This is a genomic window from Rhizobium leguminosarum (assembly GCF_002953715.1).
Classification (GTDB): Bacteria; Pseudomonadota; Alphaproteobacteria; order Rhizobiales; family Rhizobiaceae; genus Rhizobium; species Rhizobium leguminosarum_V.
In genome coordinates, this window is the sequence record NZ_CP025012.1 from 2,780,575 (window position 1) to 2,799,194 (window position 18,620).

The 18,620-nt window shown below is 60.8% G+C and carries 24 protein-coding genes and 1 tRNA gene; 9 read left to right on the top strand and 16 right to left on the bottom strand.

The genetic code is table 11. From position 1 onward, the window contains the following. Positions 1–24 precede the first annotated feature (24 nt). The 3 genes from CUJ84_RS14085 to CUJ84_RS14095 all read right to left on the bottom strand — a co-directional run bounded on the left by CUJ84_RS14085 (position 25) and on the right by CUJ84_RS14095 (position 1,922). Positions 25–411: a hypothetical protein gene (locus CUJ84_RS14085; RefSeq protein WP_105006682.1), complete on the bottom strand. Its 387-nt coding sequence runs from the start codon at positions 409–411 to the stop codon at positions 25–27. A 177-nt stretch (positions 412–588) separates the two neighbouring features. Next, positions 589–1,125, bottom strand: a complete 537-nt coding sequence (locus tag CUJ84_RS14090; protein ID WP_105006683.1) for a GNAT family N-acetyltransferase — start codon at positions 1,123–1,125, stop codon at positions 589–591. A gap of 44 nt (positions 1,126–1,169) precedes the next feature. Next, entirely contained in the window at positions 1,170–1,922 is a 753-nt protein-coding gene (locus tag CUJ84_RS14095; protein ID WP_105008194.1) for a nucleotidyltransferase domain-containing protein, read from the bottom strand. A 284-nt stretch (positions 1,923–2,206) separates the two neighbouring features. Here CUJ84_RS14095 and CUJ84_RS14100 point away from each other — a divergent pair, with 284 nt between their 5' ends. After that, positions 2,207–2,902, top strand: a complete 696-nt coding sequence (locus CUJ84_RS14100) for a fumarylacetoacetate hydrolase family protein (RefSeq protein WP_105006684.1) — start codon at positions 2,207–2,209, stop codon at positions 2,900–2,902. A 10-nt stretch (positions 2,903–2,912) separates the two neighbouring features. Then, positions 2,913–3,443, top strand: a complete 531-nt coding sequence (locus tag CUJ84_RS14105; RefSeq protein WP_105006685.1) for a gamma carbonic anhydrase family protein — start codon at positions 2,913–2,915, stop codon at positions 3,441–3,443. 40 nt (positions 3,444–3,483) lie between these two features. On the opposite strand, the gene CUJ84_RS14110 is transcribed toward CUJ84_RS14105, so the two are convergent. Together CUJ84_RS14110 and CUJ84_RS14115 are read right to left on the bottom strand one after the other, a co-directional pair. Further along, positions 3,484–4,194: a methyltransferase family protein gene (locus CUJ84_RS14110; RefSeq protein ID WP_105006686.1), complete on the bottom strand. Its 711-nt coding sequence runs from the start codon at positions 4,192–4,194 to the stop codon at positions 3,484–3,486. A gap of 225 nt (positions 4,195–4,419) precedes the next feature. Further along, a complete protein-coding gene (locus tag CUJ84_RS14115; protein ID WP_105006687.1) occupies positions 4,420–4,821 on the bottom strand; it encodes a hypothetical protein in 402 nt (133 codons plus the stop codon). 331 nt (positions 4,822–5,152) lie between these two features. Here CUJ84_RS14115 and CUJ84_RS14120 point away from each other — a divergent pair, with 331 nt between their 5' ends. Then, positions 5,153–5,524 carry a hypothetical protein gene (locus tag CUJ84_RS14120; RefSeq protein ID WP_105006688.1) on the top strand — a complete coding sequence of 124 codons (372 nt, stop codon included), beginning with the start codon at positions 5,153–5,155 and terminating at the stop codon, positions 5,522–5,524. Positions 5,525–5,617: 93 nt separating this feature from the next. Here the strand turns inward: CUJ84_RS14120 and CUJ84_RS14125 are convergent, their stop codons facing one another. The 5 genes from CUJ84_RS14125 to CUJ84_RS14145 all read right to left on the bottom strand — a co-directional run bounded on the left by CUJ84_RS14125 (position 5,618) and on the right by CUJ84_RS14145 (position 8,803). Beyond that, positions 5,618–6,010: a DUF5071 domain-containing protein gene (locus tag CUJ84_RS14125; protein ID WP_105008195.1), complete on the bottom strand. Its 393-nt coding sequence runs from the start codon at positions 6,008–6,010 to the stop codon at positions 5,618–5,620. A 5-nt stretch (positions 6,011–6,015) separates the two neighbouring features. After that, positions 6,016–6,432, bottom strand: coding sequence for an ester cyclase (locus CUJ84_RS14130; RefSeq protein ID WP_105006689.1), 417 nt, complete (start codon positions 6,430–6,432; stop codon positions 6,016–6,018). A 268-nt stretch (positions 6,433–6,700) separates the two neighbouring features. Beyond that, a complete protein-coding gene (locus CUJ84_RS14135; RefSeq protein ID WP_018074265.1) occupies positions 6,701–7,099 on the bottom strand; it encodes a Fur family transcriptional regulator in 399 nt (132 codons plus the stop codon). Next, entirely contained in the window at positions 7,096–7,911 is an 816-nt protein-coding gene (gene znuB, locus CUJ84_RS14140) for a zinc ABC transporter permease subunit ZnuB (protein ID WP_105006690.1), read from the bottom strand. Before znuB ends, CUJ84_RS14135 begins: the two co-directional genes overlap by 4 nt. Next, on the bottom strand, positions 7,904–8,803 hold the full coding sequence (locus tag CUJ84_RS14145; RefSeq protein WP_105006691.1) for an ATP-binding cassette domain-containing protein: 900 nt from the start codon (positions 8,801–8,803) through the stop codon (positions 7,904–7,906). Before CUJ84_RS14145 ends, znuB begins: the two co-directional genes overlap by 8 nt. Positions 8,804–8,905: 102 nt before the next feature. On the opposite strand from CUJ84_RS14145, the gene CUJ84_RS14150 reads away from it, so the two are divergent. The 3 genes from CUJ84_RS14150 to CUJ84_RS14160 all read left to right on the top strand — a co-directional run bounded on the left by CUJ84_RS14150 (position 8,906) and on the right by CUJ84_RS14160 (position 11,467). Then, positions 8,906–9,943 (top strand): zinc ABC transporter substrate-binding protein, encoded by a 1,038-nt coding sequence (locus CUJ84_RS14150; RefSeq protein ID WP_105006692.1) that lies wholly within the window; start codon positions 8,906–8,908, stop codon positions 9,941–9,943. Positions 9,944–10,085: 142 nt separating this feature from the next. Continuing rightward, positions 10,086–11,291 (top strand): zinc metallochaperone GTPase ZigA, encoded by a 1,206-nt coding sequence (gene zigA, locus CUJ84_RS14155; protein WP_105006693.1) that lies wholly within the window; start codon positions 10,086–10,088, stop codon positions 11,289–11,291. Further along, a complete protein-coding gene (locus CUJ84_RS14160; protein ID WP_105006694.1) occupies positions 11,288–11,467 on the top strand; it encodes a hypothetical protein in 180 nt (59 codons plus the stop codon). Before zigA ends, CUJ84_RS14160 begins: the two co-directional genes overlap by 4 nt. 154 nt (positions 11,468–11,621) lie before the next feature. Here the strand turns inward: CUJ84_RS14160 and CUJ84_RS14165 are convergent, their stop codons facing one another. Continuing rightward, positions 11,622–11,933, bottom strand: a complete 312-nt coding sequence (locus CUJ84_RS14165; protein ID WP_003560769.1) for an RcnB family protein — start codon at positions 11,931–11,933, stop codon at positions 11,622–11,624. Positions 11,934–12,300: 367 nt separating this feature from the next. On the opposite strand from CUJ84_RS14165, the gene CUJ84_RS14170 reads away from it, so the two are divergent. Next, the gene (locus tag CUJ84_RS14170) at positions 12,301–12,684 is read left to right on the top strand and encodes a VOC family protein (protein WP_020050706.1); all 384 of its coding nucleotides are present in this window, start codon (positions 12,301–12,303) and stop codon (positions 12,682–12,684) included. Positions 12,685–12,926: 242 nt separating this feature from the next. Further along, positions 12,927–14,258, top strand: coding sequence for a hemolysin family protein (locus tag CUJ84_RS14175; protein WP_027683853.1), 1,332 nt, complete (start codon positions 12,927–12,929; stop codon positions 14,256–14,258). Between the two features lie 99 nt (positions 14,259–14,357). Here the strand turns inward: CUJ84_RS14175 and chrA are convergent, their stop codons facing one another. Together chrA and CUJ84_RS14185 are read right to left on the bottom strand one after the other, a co-directional pair. Continuing rightward, positions 14,358–15,779, bottom strand: coding sequence for a chromate efflux transporter (gene chrA / locus CUJ84_RS14180; protein ID WP_105006695.1), 1,422 nt, complete (start codon positions 15,777–15,779; stop codon positions 14,358–14,360). A 1-nt stretch (position 15,780) separates the two neighbouring features. Continuing rightward, the gene (locus tag CUJ84_RS14185) at positions 15,781–16,596 is read right to left on the bottom strand and encodes a chromate resistance protein ChrB domain-containing protein (protein ID WP_105006696.1); all 816 of its coding nucleotides are present in this window, start codon (positions 16,594–16,596) and stop codon (positions 15,781–15,783) included. Positions 16,597–16,924: 328 nt separating this feature from the next. Here CUJ84_RS14185 and CUJ84_RS14190 point away from each other — a divergent pair, with 328 nt between their 5' ends. Continuing rightward, on the top strand, positions 16,925–17,233 hold the full coding sequence (locus tag CUJ84_RS14190) for a hypothetical protein (protein WP_105006697.1): 309 nt from the start codon (positions 16,925–16,927) through the stop codon (positions 17,231–17,233). A gap of 242 nt (positions 17,234–17,475) precedes the next feature. On the opposite strand, the gene CUJ84_RS14195 is transcribed toward CUJ84_RS14190, so the two are convergent. The 3 genes from CUJ84_RS14195 to CUJ84_RS14205 all read right to left on the bottom strand — a co-directional run bounded on the left by CUJ84_RS14195 (position 17,476) and on the right by CUJ84_RS14205 (position 18,450). Continuing rightward, a complete protein-coding gene (locus CUJ84_RS14195; RefSeq protein WP_105006698.1) occupies positions 17,476–17,778 on the bottom strand; it encodes a hypothetical protein in 303 nt (100 codons plus the stop codon). Positions 17,779–17,954: 176 nt separating this feature from the next. Beyond that, positions 17,955–18,251 carry a hypothetical protein gene (locus tag CUJ84_RS14200; RefSeq protein ID WP_105006699.1) on the bottom strand — a complete coding sequence of 99 codons (297 nt, stop codon included), beginning with the start codon at positions 18,249–18,251 and terminating at the stop codon, positions 17,955–17,957. Between the two features lie 123 nt (positions 18,252–18,374). Further along, positions 18,375–18,450: transfer RNA gene (locus CUJ84_RS14205), tRNA-Lys, on the bottom strand. Positions 18,451–18,620 lie beyond the last annotated feature (170 nt).

The window sequence follows — 18,620 nt, forward strand, 5'->3', positions numbered from 1 at the left end:
GCCGCTCTTTGGTGCCGCCTCGGGCTATTGAGAGTCATGGGACCTAACTTCGAGGATCAACTTTCCGGAAACCAATTTTTCGATCGCCTCCATGCTTTCAACGCCCGTTGCGCTTGCCGGAATTGCAATGTGAAGCGGCTGTCCAGAAAATAGAAACGGGTCATTGATGTGTGGCGATACGACAACGTTTTTGTTGATTAGGACATCTATGTCCTTACCGACGTGGCGCACGGTGAACTCAGACAAATCTCTGGAGCTGTCCGACATAAGATTTAGCCAAATTCGATCCCCTTGGCTTGACGGCGCAGCTATCTCTCCACCCGCGACCTGCAGCTTAACCGTTTCTGCTGTCGCCAAACTCGACCATGAGATTGAGCACGAAAAGACTAGCGTGGCTATAATTGCCTTCATTCCATCTCCCACTTCAAGCGGTGTCTCAAGCTCGCGCTACACAACTTGAAACAAGCAAACTGCTTCATAGAAGATCGTTCGTGTCGAACAATCTGGCTTGCGAGCTATCACGATGACCGCAAATGGCGCGACCCGCCATCCCAAACCGTGCAAGGAAGGGCTGGAGGCGTTTGGTGGCTAACTCCGAAATTCCCCGAGGGCGTACATGTTGGTCGGCGCGCCATGCAGGATCACCTCCCGCTCGAAGTTGAAGCCACATTTCTCGAGAATGCGTATTGAAGCGGCATTGGCGGTACGAAACAATCCGATCACCCGCTCCGCATGCAGATCATCAAAGGCAAACACCAGGGCTTCCCTCACCAATTCCGTGGCATATCCCTGCCCCCAGCTCTCGGGTTGCAGATGATAGGAAAGGTTGAGGCCGTCGAATTCCTTGGAAACGGTCACGCCGCCGAAACCGATCAACGCACCGTTCGCCTCAACGGCCCAGCGCCCAAACCCGTGATCTTTCCAATGCCCGATGTCGCGCGCAAGCCGCGCTGCACTTTCCTCCGGTGAGTCCGGGCGCGGCACCGGTCGGTGTGCGACCAATTCCGGCCGCGAAAAAAGTCGGTTCAGGAAATCGATATCCCGTTCCACGGGAATTCTGAGGCGCAACCTGGCGGCACGCCTTACCGCCGACGGCAAGGCACCCTTGAATTCGTTCTCAAGCATCTGCCATCCAATTTTCAAAACGCGGCAATGTGACTGATACCAAATTATTCCAGGCGGCGCGCTTCCAGCGGCGCATCCTGCCTGTATCCCTCGAAATAGCGGCCGCCATGTAGGGCAAGCTCCCGATCGGCCAAAGCCAGAAGTCGGATGCCATCCCCCGCTGCCGCCAGTCTGAACGCCGCGTTGAATTCGGCTGCCAGTTGCGCGTCGAGCTTCTTCATCATGCGCGGCGCCCACTTTCCCCGGCCAGCCCACGCGCCACGCCCGAGGAGGATCAGGTCGGCGAGCTTCTGATAGAGCAGCGCGGCGATGGCGGCGATCTCTTCGGGCGGGCGCGTTCCGCGCAGATCGTCGGCCAGATCGGTGACCTGATAGCGCAGCAAGTCGTAGTCTGCCCCGGCAAGAGGCTTGGGTCCGGCCGCCAGCATACTTGCCGCCTTTGCCTGGATGATGCGCGCGCTGTCGATATCCGATCCCATTATACAGCCCGTCGCGACCATGTTGGCCATGATCGGATAGCCGCTCTCGGCATCCTGATGGAGATAATGCGCCAGCGTCTGCGGATCGTGGACGAAGGCCTCGACCGGGAAACCTTCCTCAGTGAACGATTCCCGCCAGGCTTTTTCGAGCGACGGGAACACGACAACCAGATCGATATCCGAAAACGCGGTCCCTTCGCCGCGCATGATGGAACCGGCCACATAAGTGAAAGCAGCCCCGGCAAAGCGGCTGGCGACACAGCGGCGGGCAGCGGCCAGCGCCCGCTCCGCAAGAATATGCTTCTGGATATCGTCCACGATCTCGTCCTCGAATGCGGACACGGGCGGGAACAAAAAACCCGCTCGTCTCCGGCGGGTTGGTCTTAGCAGCGATGAACGGATTTCAGTTCACGCGTCTACCACCCACCGTGGCGCGGTGGTCGTAGACGTCATCGAAACTACAAAAATCCTGCTCATGGCCAAGGTTAACCCGCGACCGCGACAGCGTCAATGCGCCGAAGCCGGACGCCAAGGACGGCTTTCCCGCCGCGATGTTTTGCGTCTAAGATGGCGCAAGACTCGTAAACAGGAAGAACCCACCAATGTCCGATCCCGTCACCGTCATCCCGCTTCCGCAACCGGTGTTGCTGCCGGTCGAGGGCAGCGCCGAACGTTTTCCGGTGCGCCGCGTCTATTGTGTCGGGCGTAACTATGCCGACCATGCAATCGAGATGGGCCATGATCCCAGCCGCGAGCCGCCCTTCTTCTTCCAGAAGAATGCCGACAACCTGCTGCCGGCGGGCAAGGCCTTTCCCTACCCGCCGCTGTCGAACGACGTGCATTACGAGGTCGAGTGCGTGCTGGCGCTGAAATCGGGCGGCGCGAACATTAAGGCCGCGGACGCGCTCGACTGCATCTACGGCTATGCCGTCGGCATCGATTTCACCCGCCGCGACCTACAGGGCGAGGCAAAGAAGCTCGGTCGTCCCTGGGAGGTCGGTAAGGCCTTCGAACATTCCGCCCCTGTCTCGTCGATCATCCCCGCAAGCCGCCTCGGCCACCTCGCTCAAGGCAAGATCTGGCTGGAACAGAACGGCAAGCGCGTGCAGGACGGCGATCTCAACCAGATGATCTGGAAGGTACCGGAGATCATCGCCGAACTGTCGAAGCTTTTCACCCTCGCGCCTGGCGATATCATCATGACCGGCACGCCCGCCGGCGTCGGCGCAGTCGCCAGGGGCGATCGCATCAATTGCGGCATCGACGGCGTCGCCACCCTATCGGTCGAGGTCGTCTGAGGAGAAAGCGATGCCCGTCTACGCGCTTGGCGGATCGACGCCGAAACTGCCCGCCGCCGGCCTCTATTGGATCGCACCGGACGCCAATATCATCGGCCAGATCGAGCTCGGCGAGAATGTCGGCATCTGGTTCAGCGCCGTGCTGCGTGGTGACAACGAGAAGATCACCGTCGGCGAAGGCACCAACATCCAGGAAGGCGTGATGGCCCATACCGACATGGGCTTCCCGCTGACGATAGGCAAAGACTGCACCATCGGCCATCACGCCATCCTCCACGGCTGCACCATCGGCGACAACACGCTGATCGGCATGGGTGCGACCATCCTGAACGGTGCGAAGATCGGCAACAACTGCCTCGTCGGCGCCAATGCGCTGGTGACGGAGGGCAAGGAATTCCCCGACAACTCCCTAATCGTCGGAGCACCTGCCCGCGCAGTGCGCGTGCTCGACGAGGCGGCAATCGAAGCCATCCGTCGCTCGGCAGAAAACTACGTCGCCAACTGGCAACGCTTCGCCAGGGATCTCAGGCAGATCGGGTGATTGGGTAACTCGGCGGCGGGTGGCGAAGCACCCTCTCCGCTCACCAGACTCCCGGAATCCACCGCCAGCGCACACGCGCCATATAGTCCGCATAACCTTCGAGGCCCTTACGCAGTTCGGCTTCCTCGCCGAGCGTACGGCCGAAGAGGACAATGATGAGCAGGCCGGCGGGGATCAGCGCGTAGAGCGATCCAAGCGACAGCGCCATGCCGACGCTGAGCACAATAGCGGTTGCGTATCCGGGATGGCGGATGGCGGCGTAGGGTCCGGTGTCGATGACCTTGTGGTCGCGGTCGGTCTGGATGCGCACCGTCGGCTCGAAATGCCGGTTGACCGATTGCGCCCAGGTTAGGCCGAGATAACCTGATGTCATCAGGAGATAGCCGATGAGAACGACCCAACCGGGTTGCGGTGCCCAATGGAAACGCCCGTCGTCGAACGCGCCGACCGGAAGAATGGCGGCAAAGAGAATGATTGTCAGCGTCGCCACCACGGCGTCCCAGGGCCTGGTGCCTTTCTGATATCGGCTGCGCGCCGCAAACAGCTCCGGATTTGTCCGCCAGATCCAGATGAACGCGACACATGTCAGTGCAAGGAAGAGGCCGAGAAAGATCCAGCCACGCGGCCAGTCAAGCGTACCGGCCGGCCAGAATAGCGCGGCAAACATCACGGCAATGGTGACGGCGAGCGAGCCGAGCGATGGCGCCGCCGCTGCGAACAAGTGATTGGGCCGAGTGTCTCGCTCTGTCATGACCGCTCTCCGTTCACCAGGAACGAGCTGTCCGCTCCCAACGGATGGCGCCGAAGTCTAATACGACCGCACCGGGTTGAAGAGACGGAACGCACCCCAATGGCAGCGTAGCGAACGAAAGCTGCCCTTGATCGCAGCGACGCTTTTGAATCCAGCATTCGAGATATCGGAGAAATTCTGCCGTCGCAGCAATGATGGCTGAGGGCAGATTTCGGTAAGAACCGCCTACTCGGCGGCTTCCAGAAACTGGCTGTTTCGCGAGGATGAGGCAAGAGCCTGAACCCTGGCTTCGGCCTTGGCGATCAGCTGATAGAATTCGTCCTGTGCTTCGACATCCAGCTGAATGACGGCATTGACGTCATCCGGCGTATCGCAAACGCAGGCGACCGCCGAAATGGGACAGATGCCGCCGGGATAACGCTTGCCGGTGCCCGTATAGGCGCGGCGGGCCCAACGCTCGGAATAGACCGTCTCTTCCCGCTCGAGATGCAGGATCGTTCCCTTGCAGGCGGTCACGATAGCTGCCTTGCCGTAAGCGAACCAATGATAGTTCAGCCTCCGGAGAATATATTTGCCGGTGATATCCTCGCCAGCCAGTTCGGCAGGGTTTTCAATCATTCTAATCATGACGGCTTCCTCAACGTTTAAACAATATCCGTCATGTCTTCGCGCGCAGCAAGTCAAAAAACGCTGCTTTTGGAGACACTTAGTCACAAAGTGTTTCCGATTCTTACATTAACCACGCGTCGAGCACCCCCTTGCGCGCACAATTCTTCGTCGAGTTTCCCGCAACCTGCTACCGATTTCGTCATTGTCCGAGGTGGCGGTCACGTCGATGTCCCCTTGTGTTTTTCGGCGCGGGCTCGATATGTCTCCCTGATTGGTCCGAAGACCGCGCCGTTTTTCATCCCACGAAACGGCCGGCTGTTTCGCCAGTTGGTCACCGCAGGAGAATTTCATGGTCGACGCGATCAACCCCATCTCCGCCACCGCGCCGTCCGAACCCACCAAGGTCGGCACCAGCACCTCGATCGGCTCCGAACCGGACAATGCCTGGGTCGCCGCCCGCCAGTCGCAGATCACCGCCGATCAGTTGGCAGCGAAGAAAGCCGCGGAGAAGGAAGCCGCAACCGGTCTCATCCCGCACGCGGATCTGATCGTCGAAAACGAGGAGAATCCGCAAAAGCGGCACGGGCATGCGGCATCGAAAGAAGGGGAAGAGCCCGGCGAACGGGCGGAACAGCCGGTCTTGTCAGGCGAAAGCGATCGGATCGGCACCCGCAATTTCGACGACGATACGCCCTTCGGCGAACGCGTCGCCATCATCTGATCAAGAGCGCACCAAAATCGCGCCTCCAAATCAGATTGATGGCATTCATCCTCAACTTGGCCTGAGAAGACAAAGCAAAAGCGCTGCTAGACGCTATAAATACAAGCGCTGCAGCGCTTCACGGGCCAACTTGTCCACCCCTTCCAACTGGTCCGTCTTGCTCGGTCGATCTACCAGCCTCTGGAGGTCGTTCTCAAGCGCTCGAAGAACTTCGACCGACAGTTTTTCGACAATCAGTTGAAAGCAGAAATACTTTTGAGAGGAATCCTTTCCTCGGAGAACACGCAACAGCGGATCAACAATTGGCTCTCCAAGTGTGACGAGAAAACGAGCCAGGGGTTGGGCAATAGGCCAGTTACCGTCCGCGGTCCACGCCAGCAAGTCATCAAGGATCGGAGCGATCGCAGGATAACCAGCGCTCTCGATACCAGAAAGAGCGGCAATGTCGTGCTTATCACGAGGGACGAGGCTCTCTGCATCGAACACGACAATCACTCCATCTCGTTGGGCCTCTGCCCACCTCGAAGCTGGGCTTCGATTGCCACTTTGTCGATGACCGACCAGACCTCGACGATCCTACCGCCGCGAAATTCGTAGATGACGTTCTCGGTGAAGGAAAGGCGCCTGCCGTTCACATCGAGGCCGAGGAATTTTGCCTTCGGCCTGCAATCGAAGCCGAGCCGGCAGGCGATGTATGGCGGATCGCAAAGGAGCATCAGCACCTTGAAATAGAGATCGGGAATCTCATCGAAGTCCCGCTCGAGCATGGCGACGTAGCCCGACAGCCCAAGGCGCCGACCGTTATGAACTGCATCGTCGCCGACGAACTGCCCGAGATTGGGCCAGTCCTGCCTGTTCAGGCAGGCAATGTAGCCGCGATATATCTCCGCGAGTTCGGTTTTCGTCACGCGATCGTCCCTGGCTTTAGTTCTGCGGCAAAGATAGCGCCGGGATCTGCACTTGCCAGCGGCGAGCGTGCCGCCTCGAGAGTTTCAGTTCAAGAGAACTCGCCTGCACGCCCGGCAAGGGCGGCAATGACGGTTCCGGCAAGGGCGGCTCTGAATCTAAGCCGGACTAACCCGATCGCTTTGTGATCGCTCCTAATACCGTCGGGACCCGGCGGGCTCTGCCATCGCAATAGTCCGCGAGGCGATCGTCTAGCGAACGCGAGGAAGCTTACGCCGCGCAGGCCTCACACAAACCGCGGATCTCGATCGTCGTCTTTTCGGGCTTGAACTTCTGGCCCCGCACCCATTCCATCAGCCGGTGGTCGACCTCGTGGTCGTGGAACTCCATCACCTGGCCGCAGCTTTCGCAGATGGCGAAGGCGACGATGCCGTGGCTGTGGCAGTCGTCGCCCGGATGGGCGCAGGCGACGAAGGAATTGATGCTTTCGAGCCGGTGCACGACGCCATATTCGAGTAGCTTCTCCAGCGCCCGGTAGACCTGCAGCGGCGCGCGAAAACCGTGGTCGCGCAGCTTATCGAGGATGGTGTAGGCGCTGAGCGGCCCTTCGGCCTTTTCGAGTACGTCGAAGACCAGCGACTGGTTCTTGGTCAATTGCGGTGTCGTCATGAGCCTTGTCCTTGCATGACCGCGCGGTGGCGCCTGACGGGAAGCAGGCTGAGAATGAAGAGGATCAGCGCCGCGACCACGATCGAGGGCCCCGACGGCGTGTCGTAGGTGAGCGAGCCGAACAGCCCGCCGACGACGGCGACCGCTCCAATCAGCGAGGCGAGCACCGCCATGATTTCCGGCGTCGGCGAGAAGCGCCGCGCCGCAGCCGCCGGAATGATCAGCAGCGAGGTGATCAGCATGATGCCGACGATCTTCATGGCAATGGCGATGACCACGGCCATCAGCAGCATGAAGAACAGCCGCGCCCGCTCCGGCTTCAGCCCCTCGGCCTCGGCGAGCTCGGCATTTACGGTCGCGGCCAGGAGCGGCCGCCAGAGCCAGGCCATTGCCACGAGCACGAACAGCCCGCCGCCCCAGATCAGCGCGATGTCGGTCGTGGAAACGGCAAGGATATCGCCGAACAGGAAGGCGATGAGATCGATCCTCACCCAGCTCATGAAGGCGACCATGACAAGGCCGATGGCCAGTGTGGCATGCGAGAGGATGCCGAGCAGCGCATCGGCCGACAGCGCCTGGCGCTTCTGCAGGAAGAGCAGCAGCACCGACACAAGGGCGGCGACGGCAAAGACAGCCAGCGTCAGGTTGAGTTCGAAGAGCAGCGACAGTGCGACGCCGAGCAGCGCTGAATGGGCGATCGTATCGCCGAAATAGGCCATGCGCCGCCAGATGATGAAGCAGCCGAGCGGCCCTGTCGTCAGCGCCAGACCAACGCCGGCAAGGATGGCGCGCACGAAGAAATCGTCAAGCATGGCGCTCTCCCTCCGCATGCGTGTGCGGATGGGCATGGTCGGCATGATCGTGACCATGTTCATGACCGTCATGCGCATGATGGCCATCATCGGGGTGGCAATGATCGGTCACCGTGCCGTCGGCATGTTGCACACGGCCGTCCGGCAGATGCGTATGATCGTGGTGATGGCTATAGACGGCAAGCGTCTGCGCCGCCCGGCTGCCGAACAGCTGCACATATTCCGGGCTGCGGCTGACGGCTTCGGGTGTGCCGCGGCAGCAGACATGACCGTTGAGGCAGATGACGGTGTCGGTCTCGGCCATGACCACGTGGAGATCGTGTGAGATCAGCAGGATGCCGCAGCCAGTCGCATTGCGGATCGACTTGATGAGGTCGTAGAGCGCGATCTCGCCGGAAAAGTCGACCCCCTGCACTGGCTCGTCGAGCACCAGCAGATCGGGCTTTCGTGCAATGGCGCGCGCCATCAGCGCCCGCTGGAATTCGCCGCCGGATAGATGCTGGACCTCGGCATCGAGCATATGGGCAATGCCGGCGGATTCGAGCGCCGAGAGCATATCGCGCTCCGGCAGCGGTCCTGTCAGCGTCATCAGCCGGCGCACCGAAAGCGGCAGCGTCCAGTCGATCGACAGCTTCTGCGGGACATAGCCGACCTTGAGGCCGGCCTTGCGCTCCACCCTGCCCTCATCAGGCTTCAACACACCGATCGCTGCCTTGGCGCTGGTCGACTTGCCCGAGCCGTTCGGCCCGATCAGCGTGACGATCTCGCTGCGCGCGACGGAAAAATCGACCCCCCGCACAAGCCAGCGGCCGTTGCGCAGAATGCCGACATCTTCAAGCGAAACCAGCGGTTCGGCCCTGATACCAGCGGGGGTCTTTGCGGGAGAGAGCATCAAATTTTCCGAAAGTGCTGTTGCGTCCTGCTATTGCACACGTTATAGCATAACGCAATTGATGTAATAACATAACAATTGTAATTCAAGCGGAGCCTGCTGATGAAACGTGCCTTGGGGCCTGCCCTTAGAATCCTGGCCCTCAGAATGCCGGCCCTCGCAATCCCGGCCCTCGCAATCCCCGCCCTTCTCTTCGCCGGCATTATGCGAGCAGCCGACGCGCCTGTCGTCGTCACCTCGATCAAACCGATCCATTCGCTGGTTTCGGCGATCATGCAGGGGGTCGGCGAACCCGAGTTGATCGTCGATGGCGCGGCCTCCCCGCATACCTACAATCTGAAGCCATCGAATGCCCGCGCCCTGCAGGAGGCCAAGGTGATCTTCTGGGTCGGCCCCGGCCTCGAGGCCTTTCTCGAAAAGCCGCTGCAGGCGCTCGGTCGGGATGCCAGCATCGCCGAACTCGACAATGCCCCCGGCCTCGTCAAACTGCCCTTTCGCGAAGGCGGCGCCTTTGAGCCGCATGACGACGGCGACGAGCACGACAGTGCTTCCGCCACCCCAGAGCACGAACACGATCACGCCGAAGCCACGCATGGCGCCGAAGCTGACCACGACCACGGCACATTCGACACGCATCTCTGGCTCGACCCGATGAACGCCAAGGCCATGGCGGCGATGATCACCACGACGTTGGTCGCCGCCGATCCTGCCAATGCACTGACCTATCAGGGCAACGCCAAGGCACTGGACGACAGGCTGGATGCGCTCGACACCGAGATCAAGGGTGTCGTCGCTCCCGTCAAGGGCAAGCCCTTCATCGTCTTCCACGATGCCTACCAGTATTTCGAGCACCGCTACGGCATCCGCGTCGCCGGCTCGATCACCGTCAGCCCGGAAACCATTCCCGGCGCCGAGCGTGTTTCGGAAATCCACCGCAAGGTCGGTGAACTCGGCGCCACCTGCGTCTTTGCCGAACCGCAGTTCGAGCCGCGCCTCGTCAATGTCGTCATCGAAGGCACGCGCGCCAAGTCAGGCGTGCTCGATCCCGAAGCGGCAACACTGAAGGCCGGTCCCGATCTCTACTTCACCCTCATGCGCGGCATCGCCAACAGCATGAAGGACTGCCTCTCCAGCGCATGACTCTTGCGCCGCTCCGCGCGTCCTGCCGGACACGCGACGCTCCGGAGAGCTGAGGCGGAAAGAGGCGGACAACCCCGTTCCGTCTTTTTTCGGCACAATGTATGTAATGATATAACATTAATTAAGATCTTATGAGGTTCTCATGGATAACAGACTTCCCGTCACGGTGCTTTCAGGCTTCCTCGGCGCTGGCAAGACGACACTGCTCAACCATGTGCTGACCAATCGCGAAGGCTTACGCGTCGCGGTTATCGTCAACGACATGAGCGAGGTGAATATCGATGCCGCCCTGGTGCGCGACGGTGGCGCCAATCTCTCCCGCACCGAGGAGCAGCTGGTCGAAATGACCAATGGCTGCATCTGCTGCACGCTCCGCGACGACCTCTTGAAGGAAGTCCGCCAGCTCGCCGATCAGGGCCGCTTCGATTACCTCTTGATTGAATCGACCGGCATCGCCGAACCCCTGCCCGTCGCCACCACCTTCGAATTTCGCGACGAGAATGGCCAAAGCCTTTCCGACGTCGCAAGGCTCGACACCATGGTGACCGTCGTCGACGCTGCCAATCTGCTTGCCGATTATGCCTCGGCCGACTTTCTCGCCGACCGCGGTGAATCGGCGGGCGAGGGCGACAACAGAACCATCGTCGACCTGCTGGTCGAGCAGATAGAATTCGCCGATGTCGTGGTGCTGAACAAGATCGGCACGGCAGCCAAGGACGAGCGCGACGCCGCGCGCAAGATCGTTACCGGCCTCAACCCGGATGCACGGCTGATCGAGGTGGATTTCGGCAAGGTCGGCCTGAAAGACGTGCTTGGCACTGGCCGCTTCGATATCGACAAGGCCGAGACCCATCCGCTCTGGTACAAGGAGCTGCACGGCTTCCGCGACCACGTGCCGGAGACAGAGGAATACGGCATCCGCTCCTTCGTCTATCGTGAGAAGCGGCCCTTCCATCCGGCAAAGCTGCAGGCCTTCCTCGACAGCCCATGGCCAGGCGTCGTGCGCGCCAAGGGCTTCTTCTGGCTGGCGACACGCCCGCACCATGTCGGCGAGATCAGCCAGGCGGGCGCGATCGTGCGCACCGGCAAGATGGGCCTCTGGTGGGCGGCAGTGCCGCGCGAACAATGGCCTGAGGAACCGGCCTTCATGCGCGCCATCGGCCCCTATCTCGACCCCGTTTGGGGCGACCGCCGCCAGGAAATCGTCTTCATCGGCGCCGATCCGATGGACGAAGCCTGGATCAGGAAAGAACTCGATGCCTGTCTTGTCAGCACGGATACCTTCGCGCCCGAGCGCTGGCGCGACCTGCCCGATCCTTTTGCCAGCTGGGCCAGGCAGGCGGCATGAAGGCGAAGGCAATCAAACGCTATTTCTGCGTCTGCACCGAATGCGAGCCGCTGCCGCCGATCGAAGGGCTTCATCCGCTGACGCACGGGCAGGACACCGACGCTGAAGTCGGAAGACCAAGAGGTTCTCTCGGCATCATTGCCGAACGGGTCATGCCTTCAGGCAGGCAACCCTAAAGCGGGTCATAACCGCCGCCGGCTCTTCCTCCTCTCCTTCATTCCTATGCTCGTCACAGGAGTGAAGGAGAGGAGGAAGGGTGCGAAACGGCTAGGCGCCCCTCCCAGAGTCAAAAAAGCGGCCGAAGCCGCCCTTTCCTCATTTATCGACCGCTCAACGGCCGGCAATAATGCTGGAGATGATGCCGCTGGTGACGCCGATCAGCAGGTAGTCGTTATCGGCCCGCACCCAACGATAACCGCGGGGCGGAGGCGCCAGCCGGTAGCGGCGGTAGTCGTTGACATCGGAGAACCGGCGACGTTCGCTGGCGTTGACGCGGTATCCCTTCTTCCAATGCGACCGGACGACCACCTTCTTCTGCACGACGACGTGGGGACGGCGATGATCGTCGGCGCTGGCCTGGGAAACAACCATCGGGGAAAGAAGGAAGGAGGCCGAAAGAAGAGCTGCAAAAATCTTTTTCATGTGGGGTTCCTCGTGTTGGGCACGAGACCAAACTAGGGCCGAAAAGATGAACTGAAACTGAAATAAAAATTAAACTTTTGTAATGGAATCCGATAGCTACGGGTCGAAGTTTATATTTTAGATTAAACTTATACACGGTGATCGAGGTTTTGGCTTCCTGCTGCTGGCGACAGGCGGCATGCTCTCGATTCGATCTAGTCTCGCCTAAAGGTGCTCAGCGATTTGGCATAACGAGATACATAAAAAAACTTGAAACGGGCGCATAATCGAGTTTCGAAGCGACACATCTTGGGAACAGGAGAGTTCAGGATGTCCCCCGCGAGGGGACGATCAGATCAACACAACGAAGACCACAATGGAGGAAAACATGCCCGGTATCAGCATGCGCTACATCGTCGACGACGTCGACGCGGCAGTGGAATTCTACACGAGACATCTCGGCTTCTCCGTCGCACTTCGTCCCGCGCCGAGTTTCGCCATCCTGACCAAGGACGGTTTTCGTCTGTTCGTCAGCGGCATGACGGGACCCGGCGGAGCATCTCAAGCAATGCCCGACGGGCGAAAGCCGGAGCCTGGCGGATGGAATCGTATCCAGATCGAGGTCGGAGACCTGGAGGCGAAAGTCACCGCACTGCGCCAAGCCGGTGCGCGCTTCCGCAACGAGATCGTGCAGGGCATTGGCGGCAAGCAGATCCTGCTCGATGATCCGGCCGGGAACCCGATCGAACTCTTCGAAGCGCCCAAGAGGTGAATGGGGCGACGTCGGTCATGCGGTTCACCAAGCGTTTTACGCTTCGCATCGGTGAACCGCACGCATGATCTCGGTCATGCGGTTTGCCACGCATTTTGCGGCCAGCATCGCAAACCGACGCAGTATTTCGATTGCGGCAGCCCGGCTTCGGCATCTCTCGCCCCAGGACTAGCCGGAACGCCTTGCCACCGGTGTGCGAGCGTGTAGTTTCGGATTCCCATCAATTCGAAGGCAGGGAAAACATGTCCGATTCCGCCGGCGGGCTCTCCGACTATGTTGGGATACTAGCCGTGTTTCTTCTCGTCGCCGCCAATGGCTTCTTCGTTGCCGCCGAATTCGCCCTGGTGTCGGTCAGGCGTAGCCGCGTCGCCGAACTCGCTGCGGCAGGCCGCATGAACGCCTCGGCACTTCAGCGCGCCGTCGACAATCTCGACTCCAACCTTGCAGCCACCCAGCTCGGCATCACCATCTCGTCGCTCGCCCTCGGCTGGGTTGGAGAACCGGCGCTTGCGCACTTGATTGAGCCGCTGCTGTCCTGGCTCCCCGGGCAATGGGCGACGGCGGGCGCGCATACTGTTGCCGTCGTCATCGCCTTCGTCATCATCACGGCCCTGCATATCGTGCTCGGCGAGCTCGCGCCGAAGAGTCTGGCGCTTCAGCGCAGCGAGGCCACTTCGCTTGCCGTGGTGCGCCCACTCGGTCTGTTCCTGGTGCTGTTCAAGCCGGCGATCTTTGTCCTGAACGGTATGGGCAACATGGTGCTGCGGGGTGTGGGTCTTCGCGCCGGAACCGGCGAATCGTCGTTCCATTCGCCGCAGGAGCTCAAGCTGCTGGTCGCCGAGAGCCAGGAGGCCGGCCTTCTCAACCAGGTGCAGCAGCAGCTCGTCGAGCGGGTGTTCAATATCGGCGACAGGCCGATCTCCGACATCATGACCCCGCGTCTCGATATCGAGTGGTTCGACGCCGACGACAGCGAGGCCGAAATCCTGAAGACCATCCGCGAATGCAGCCACGAACAATTGCTGGTCGCCCGCGGCTCGATCGACGAGCCGATCGGAATGGTGTTGAAGAAGGATCTTCTCGACCAGGTTCTTGATGGCGGCAAGGTCCGACCGATGGAGGTGATCAAGCAGCCGCTGGTGCTGCATGAGGGCACCTCGGTCGTCCGCGTGCTCGACAGTTTCAAGGCCTCACCCGTTCGCCTCGCCATCGTCATCGACGAATATGGCAGCCTGGAAGGCATCGTCACCCAGACCGACCTGCTCGAAGCCATCGCCGGCGATCTGCCGGGATCCAACGAAGAGCCCGACATCGTCGTCAGGGAAGACGGGTCGCTCCTGATCGATGCGATGATGCCGGCCTTCGACGCCTTCGAACGGCTGGGCCTGCGCGATCGTCCGGATGCCGATTTCCATACGCTGGCGGGTTTCGCGCTGCATCAACTCCAGCACATCCCCGAAGCCGGCGAAACCTTCGTCTTCGACAACTGGCGCTTCGAAGTGCTCGACATGGACGGCATGCGCATCGACAAGATGCTCGCGACGCGCATTCCCGCAGATGGGGCGGAGGCCTAGCACATCGGCCCGAAAATCGGAAGCGATTTTCGGAAAGCACGATGCGTAGATTCAAAGTGTTAGAGCATCCTTTGTGCGTCCGAAAGGACGCACAGCGCTCTAATTCACCGCCAGCGTCCAGATCATCCCTGCGGCCGCGCAGGCTAGCAGCGTCGCGATCACGGAAGCCTTAAAGCGGAAGATCGCGACGGCAGCGGCGGCAGACAGCGCCATTGCCGCCGGCACGGCCGATTGCAGCACGGGGATATCGAGCCGCAAGCCGCCCAGGGGGACGGTCGCAACCTCGGCAAACAGCGTATGCAGGGCAAACCAGATAGCGAGGTTGAGGATGACCCCGACCACCGCCGCCGTTATGGCCGACATCGCGCCGGCGAGCGCGATGTTGCCGCGCAGTTTTTCGATGAACGGCGCGCCGAGGAAGATCCACAGGAAACAGGGCACGAAGGTGACCCAGCTCGTCAGTATCGCCGCAAGCGTTGCAGCAAGCATCGGGTTCAGCGCTCCCGGATCCCGGTAGGCACCCATGAAGCCGACGAACTGGACGACCATGATCAGCGGCCCCGGCGTCGTCTCGGCCATGCCGAGACCATCCAGCATCTCGCCAGGTTTCAGCCAGCCGAAATGCTGCACGGCCTCCTGAGCGACATAGGCAAGCACGGCATAGGCCCCGCCGAAGGTGACGACCGCCATCTTGCTGAAGAACAGGCCGATCTCGGTAAAGACGTTGTCAGCACCGAAGGTTGCGTAGAGCGCCGCGAGTGGAGCGAGCCAAAGGGCGATCAGCACGGCCGAGATACGCAGTGACCAGGCGAGATTCGGGCGCGCATGCGCCGGTATGCCTTCGCCGAGCGCCGACTCGGCATCCGACAGCACCGCGCCGCTTCCGGCCTTGTGGCCGCCGCCCGTCTGGAAGGCGGCAAGCCCGAACCTGCCGCCGAGGAAGCCCGCAATGCCGGCGGCGAGCACGATCAGCGGGAACGGGACATGGAGAAAGAAGATGGCGATGAAGGCCGCGGCTGCGATACCGATCATGACGCGATTCTTGAGCGCACGGCCGCCGATGCGGATGACGGCCTGCACGACGACGGCGAGCACCGCAGCCTTCAGCCCGAAGAAGAGGCCCGCGACGATGCCGACGTTGCCATAGGCGGCGTAGATATAGCTGAGACAGAGGATCGACAGGAACCCAGGCAGCACGAACAGCAGGCCGGCGACGAGACCGCCCACTGTCCGATGCATCAGCCAGCCTATATAGATGGCGAGCTGCTGCGCCTCGGGTCCGGGAAGCAGCATGCAATAGTTCAGTGCATGGAGAAAACGGTGCTCGCCGATCCAACGCTTCTCATCGACGATGATCCGGTGCATGACCGCGATCTGGCCGGCGGGGCCGCCGAAACTCAGGGCGGCGACGCGCAGCCACACCCTGAAGGCCTCGCCAAACGAGACGCCGTGATGATGCCCCTCTCCCGCGTCTTCCTCGGCCATTTTGCCGCCGGGAGCACTATCCGTCATCTCGACCATCTCATGCCCTCTTCTTTGGCGCGGGCCAATTGTGGGTTTCCTCGGTCGCATCGCGGCACCAGCGGTAAAAAGCGTCGTAGAGAAGCATCCCGGCCTCGAGCTGCTCCAGATCGTCGGAATACATCCTTGAGAGGCCGAGCGATGCCGCAAGCAGACCCCCCGCCTCAGGCGCGAGGTCGAGCCTTGCGGTATCTGCCGCTCTGACGATCTCCGCCAGGCGCAGAAGCGGTTCCGACGCCAGTCCGAACTCTTCGATCATGACATCGAAAGTGCAGAATTCGCCGCGATGGCTCCAGAACACGTCTTCGATATCGAAGGGCGTCGCCCCGAAGCGCTCGCCGACGGCCAAAACCTCGGGTGCCGGCACGAACAGGAACACGGCGTTCGGATCGACGAAGCGCCGGATCAGCCAGGGACAGGCGATGCGATCGATCTTCGGCCGCGCCCGCGTCACCCAGACGGTACGCCCCTCCATGTCGCGACGCGGCAGCTTTTCCTCGGGCACGGCCGGTCCGCCTGCGATCCAAGCTTCGAAGCCACCTTCGAGGCTCTCGGCGTCGATCCCGGCATGGCGGAGATAGGCGGCGACGCCATGGCTGAGCTTGCTGCCCTTCTGGCAGACCACGATGACGGCTTCGGCATCGACGCCGCCAACCCAGGACGCGACGTCGGCATGGGCGCGCCGGATCGAGCCCGGCACCAAACGCGGATCGAGCGCAAAGTCCTCCTCAGTGCGAACATCGATAATACAAGGCGCACCGGGGGTTCCGATGAGGCGGCTGAGCTTGTCGGGAGAAATTTCGAGAAATGACGGCATGACGCGTCCCTCCGTTGATCGGTTTTACTGGACGCGATTCTTCAGCATGACGCCTCGTGGGGTGATCGCGACCCCATGCAGAAATCATGCGCAAACAGACCCCGTCGTGTCAAGCGCACGCTTGCATCGAACGGGCACGCACAATGTTGATGTCGAGACGCAATTTACTTCCGTGGGAGGCCCTTCGCCTCGGGGGCCGAGCGGCATTGGCTGCCGATTCTGGCCGGCGGCAGCCCGGAAATCCCTGATAACAACCGCTTCCCTGCACCCATATGGAACAAAAAGCCCGCTTCGCCATTATTGTTTCACCGAAAGAGGAGAAAGTACCATGACGTACGACCCCAATAATGCCAACGACCCGAACCGCCCGCTGAACCCAAATCTGGATCTGCGCACCACGCCGAGCACGCGCAGCAATAATACGTGGGTTGTCTGGGTCGCTGCATTGGCCGTGATCGCTGTCGCTGCATTCGCCTATTCGCAGTGGAGCACCCCCGGCACTTCCCCGGACACGACAGCCTCCACGACCCAATCCGAGCCGGCGCCGGCCAAGCCGATCGCTCCGACCGACAACAGCGCAACGCCCGCACCGGCACCGGCACCGGCCACTCCGCCGGCTGCCCCTGCCCAGCAGTAACACCTGCTCGGTCGAAGGAAGCCGGCCAGGTGCTGGCTTCCTTCCTGCTGCGAGCTCTTGAATATGTTTAAGCAAACCCTATTTAAGGGATACTGAATCTGTCTCTAACGGCTGACCACGGAGGTACTGGCAGCCGTTATCGAGACCGGTCGAGGAAGGTCGGTGCGAATTTCGCCCGGCCTTTTTTCTTGACCTCGTCATCCATGCCGAACAGCCGTATTGGCAACGCCTGGATCGGGATATTATTTGGGAATCCTGTTATAGAAGGACTGCGGATCGTAGACGCACTCGTAGTCGAGTAGGCAAAGCTTGCCATTGGCATCCCTCACCCGTGCGGTGTCGTACTTGTCGCCGAGATTGCATCTGGCCGGCGGATAACGGAAGCTGCGGCCGCCAAAGCCCATCCGCACAAAAACCGCCTTGTCCTCGCGGATGATCTGCGCAAGCTCTTCGCAACTGTGATCCCTCGCATTGACCTCCACCGCCTCGACGGCAAGACCTGCGGACGGAAACAACACTGCGACGGCCAGAACAACGCTTTTCATGGAAACTCCTGAATGTGAGAGAGCGAAGTTAGGGCATCGCACCCGATGCCGCCAGTCCGGAAACCCTACGAACTGTACGCCTGAGCACAGCCGCATGCACTTCCCGCTCGCTGCCTGTCTCAACCGGAAGCGCATCGTGCTTTGTGCGTCCTTTCGGACGCACAAAGCACGATGCGCTAGGGAAAATTATAAGGCGACGCGGGGTCAAAGACGCAGGCATAATCAAGGATGCACTGCTTTCCACCTGCATCGCGCAAACTGGTTGTGGTGCGCTTATCGCCCATGCTGCATTGGGCGGGCGGATAACGGAAGCTGCGACCGCCCAAACCGACGCGGACAAAGACCTTTTTGTTCTGGCGGATGATCTGCGTAAGCTCGCTGCAGCTATGCTCGCTCGCTTTGACGTTCATGACGCCTGCGCCAAAGGCCGGTAACGGCAGAGACAAGGCAACGATTAGAATGACGCCTCTCATGGGACCCTCCCAGCGCGCAGATCACTGCGGCCAGCCCTTTGGGCAAGGCTAGCGATGCCGCCTGCTTCCAGCAGGCCGGAAAATCCGGCCTGAATTCGAATACATCAATCTTTTCAAGAGATTTGGTGGGTGATGTAGGGCTCGAACCTACGACCCGCTGATTAAGAGTCAGCTGCTCTACCAACTGAGCTAATCACCCGTTCGCGCTTGGCTGCGCGGTGTGACGGGGCGTATAAACAGGATCGGCAGGCTTGTCCAGCGCATAGGCGAAATTTCTTTGGTTAATCGCGAAGATTTTTCGGCATGGCTGAAATGCAGCACATAACCCGAAAATCGGAATCGAATTTCGGAAAGGATTATGCGCCGATT

Bases quoted from the DNA above. Each gene is read 5' to 3' on its own strand.
- CUJ84_RS14145 (WP_105006691.1), bottom strand. From the start codon at position 8,803: ATGCTCTCTCCCGCAAAGACCCCCGCTGGTATCAGGGCCGAACCGCTG.
- CUJ84_RS14175 (WP_027683853.1), top strand. From the start codon at position 12,927: ATGTCCGATTCCGCCGGCGGGCTCTCCGACTATGTTGGGATACTAGCC.
- CUJ84_RS14120 (WP_105006688.1), top strand. From the start codon at position 5,153: ATGGTCGACGCGATCAACCCCATCTCCGCCACCGCGCCGTCCGAACCC.
- CUJ84_RS14150 (WP_105006692.1), top strand. From the start codon at position 8,906: ATGAAACGTGCCTTGGGGCCTGCCCTTAGAATCCTGGCCCTCAGAATG.
- zigA (WP_105006693.1), top strand. From the start codon at position 10,086: ATGGATAACAGACTTCCCGTCACGGTGCTTTCAGGCTTCCTCGGCGCT.
- CUJ84_RS14115 (WP_105006687.1), bottom strand. From the start codon at position 4,821: ATGATTAGAATGATTGAAAACCCTGCCGAACTGGCTGGCGAGGATATC.
- CUJ84_RS14165 (WP_003560769.1), bottom strand. From the start codon at position 11,933: ATGAAAAAGATTTTTGCAGCTCTTCTTTCGGCCTCCTTCCTTCTTTCC.
- CUJ84_RS14200 (WP_105006699.1), bottom strand. From the start codon at position 18,251: ATGAGAGGCGTCATTCTAATCGTTGCCTTGTCTCTGCCGTTACCGGCC.
- CUJ84_RS14190 (WP_105006697.1), top strand. From the start codon at position 16,925: ATGACGTACGACCCCAATAATGCCAACGACCCGAACCGCCCGCTGAAC.
- CUJ84_RS14185 (WP_105006696.1), bottom strand. From the start codon at position 16,596: ATGCCGTCATTTCTCGAAATTTCTCCCGACAAGCTCAGCCGCCTCATC.
- CUJ84_RS14105 (WP_105006685.1), top strand. From the start codon at position 2,913: ATGCCCGTCTACGCGCTTGGCGGATCGACGCCGAAACTGCCCGCCGCC.
- CUJ84_RS14100 (WP_105006684.1), top strand. From the start codon at position 2,207: ATGTCCGATCCCGTCACCGTCATCCCGCTTCCGCAACCGGTGTTGCTG.
- znuB (WP_105006690.1), bottom strand. From the start codon at position 7,911: ATGCTTGACGATTTCTTCGTGCGCGCCATCCTTGCCGGCGTTGGTCTG.
- CUJ84_RS14110 (WP_105006686.1), bottom strand. From the start codon at position 4,194: ATGACAGAGCGAGACACTCGGCCCAATCACTTGTTCGCAGCGGCGGCG.
- CUJ84_RS14135 (WP_018074265.1), bottom strand. From the start codon at position 7,099: ATGACGACACCGCAATTGACCAAGAACCAGTCGCTGGTCTTCGACGTA.
- CUJ84_RS14195 (WP_105006698.1), bottom strand. From the start codon at position 17,778: ATGAAAAGCGTTGTTCTGGCCGTCGCAGTGTTGTTTCCGTCCGCAGGT.
- CUJ84_RS14170 (WP_020050706.1), top strand. From the start codon at position 12,301: ATGCCCGGTATCAGCATGCGCTACATCGTCGACGACGTCGACGCGGCA.
- chrA (WP_105006695.1), bottom strand. From the start codon at position 15,779: ATGGTCGAGATGACGGATAGTGCTCCCGGCGGCAAAATGGCCGAGGAA.
- CUJ84_RS14085 (WP_105006682.1), bottom strand. From the start codon at position 411: ATGAAGGCAATTATAGCCACGCTAGTCTTTTCGTGCTCAATCTCATGG.
- CUJ84_RS14090 (WP_105006683.1), bottom strand. From the start codon at position 1,125: ATGCTTGAGAACGAATTCAAGGGTGCCTTGCCGTCGGCGGTAAGGCGT.
- CUJ84_RS14160 (WP_105006694.1), top strand. From the start codon at position 11,288: ATGAAGGCGAAGGCAATCAAACGCTATTTCTGCGTCTGCACCGAATGC.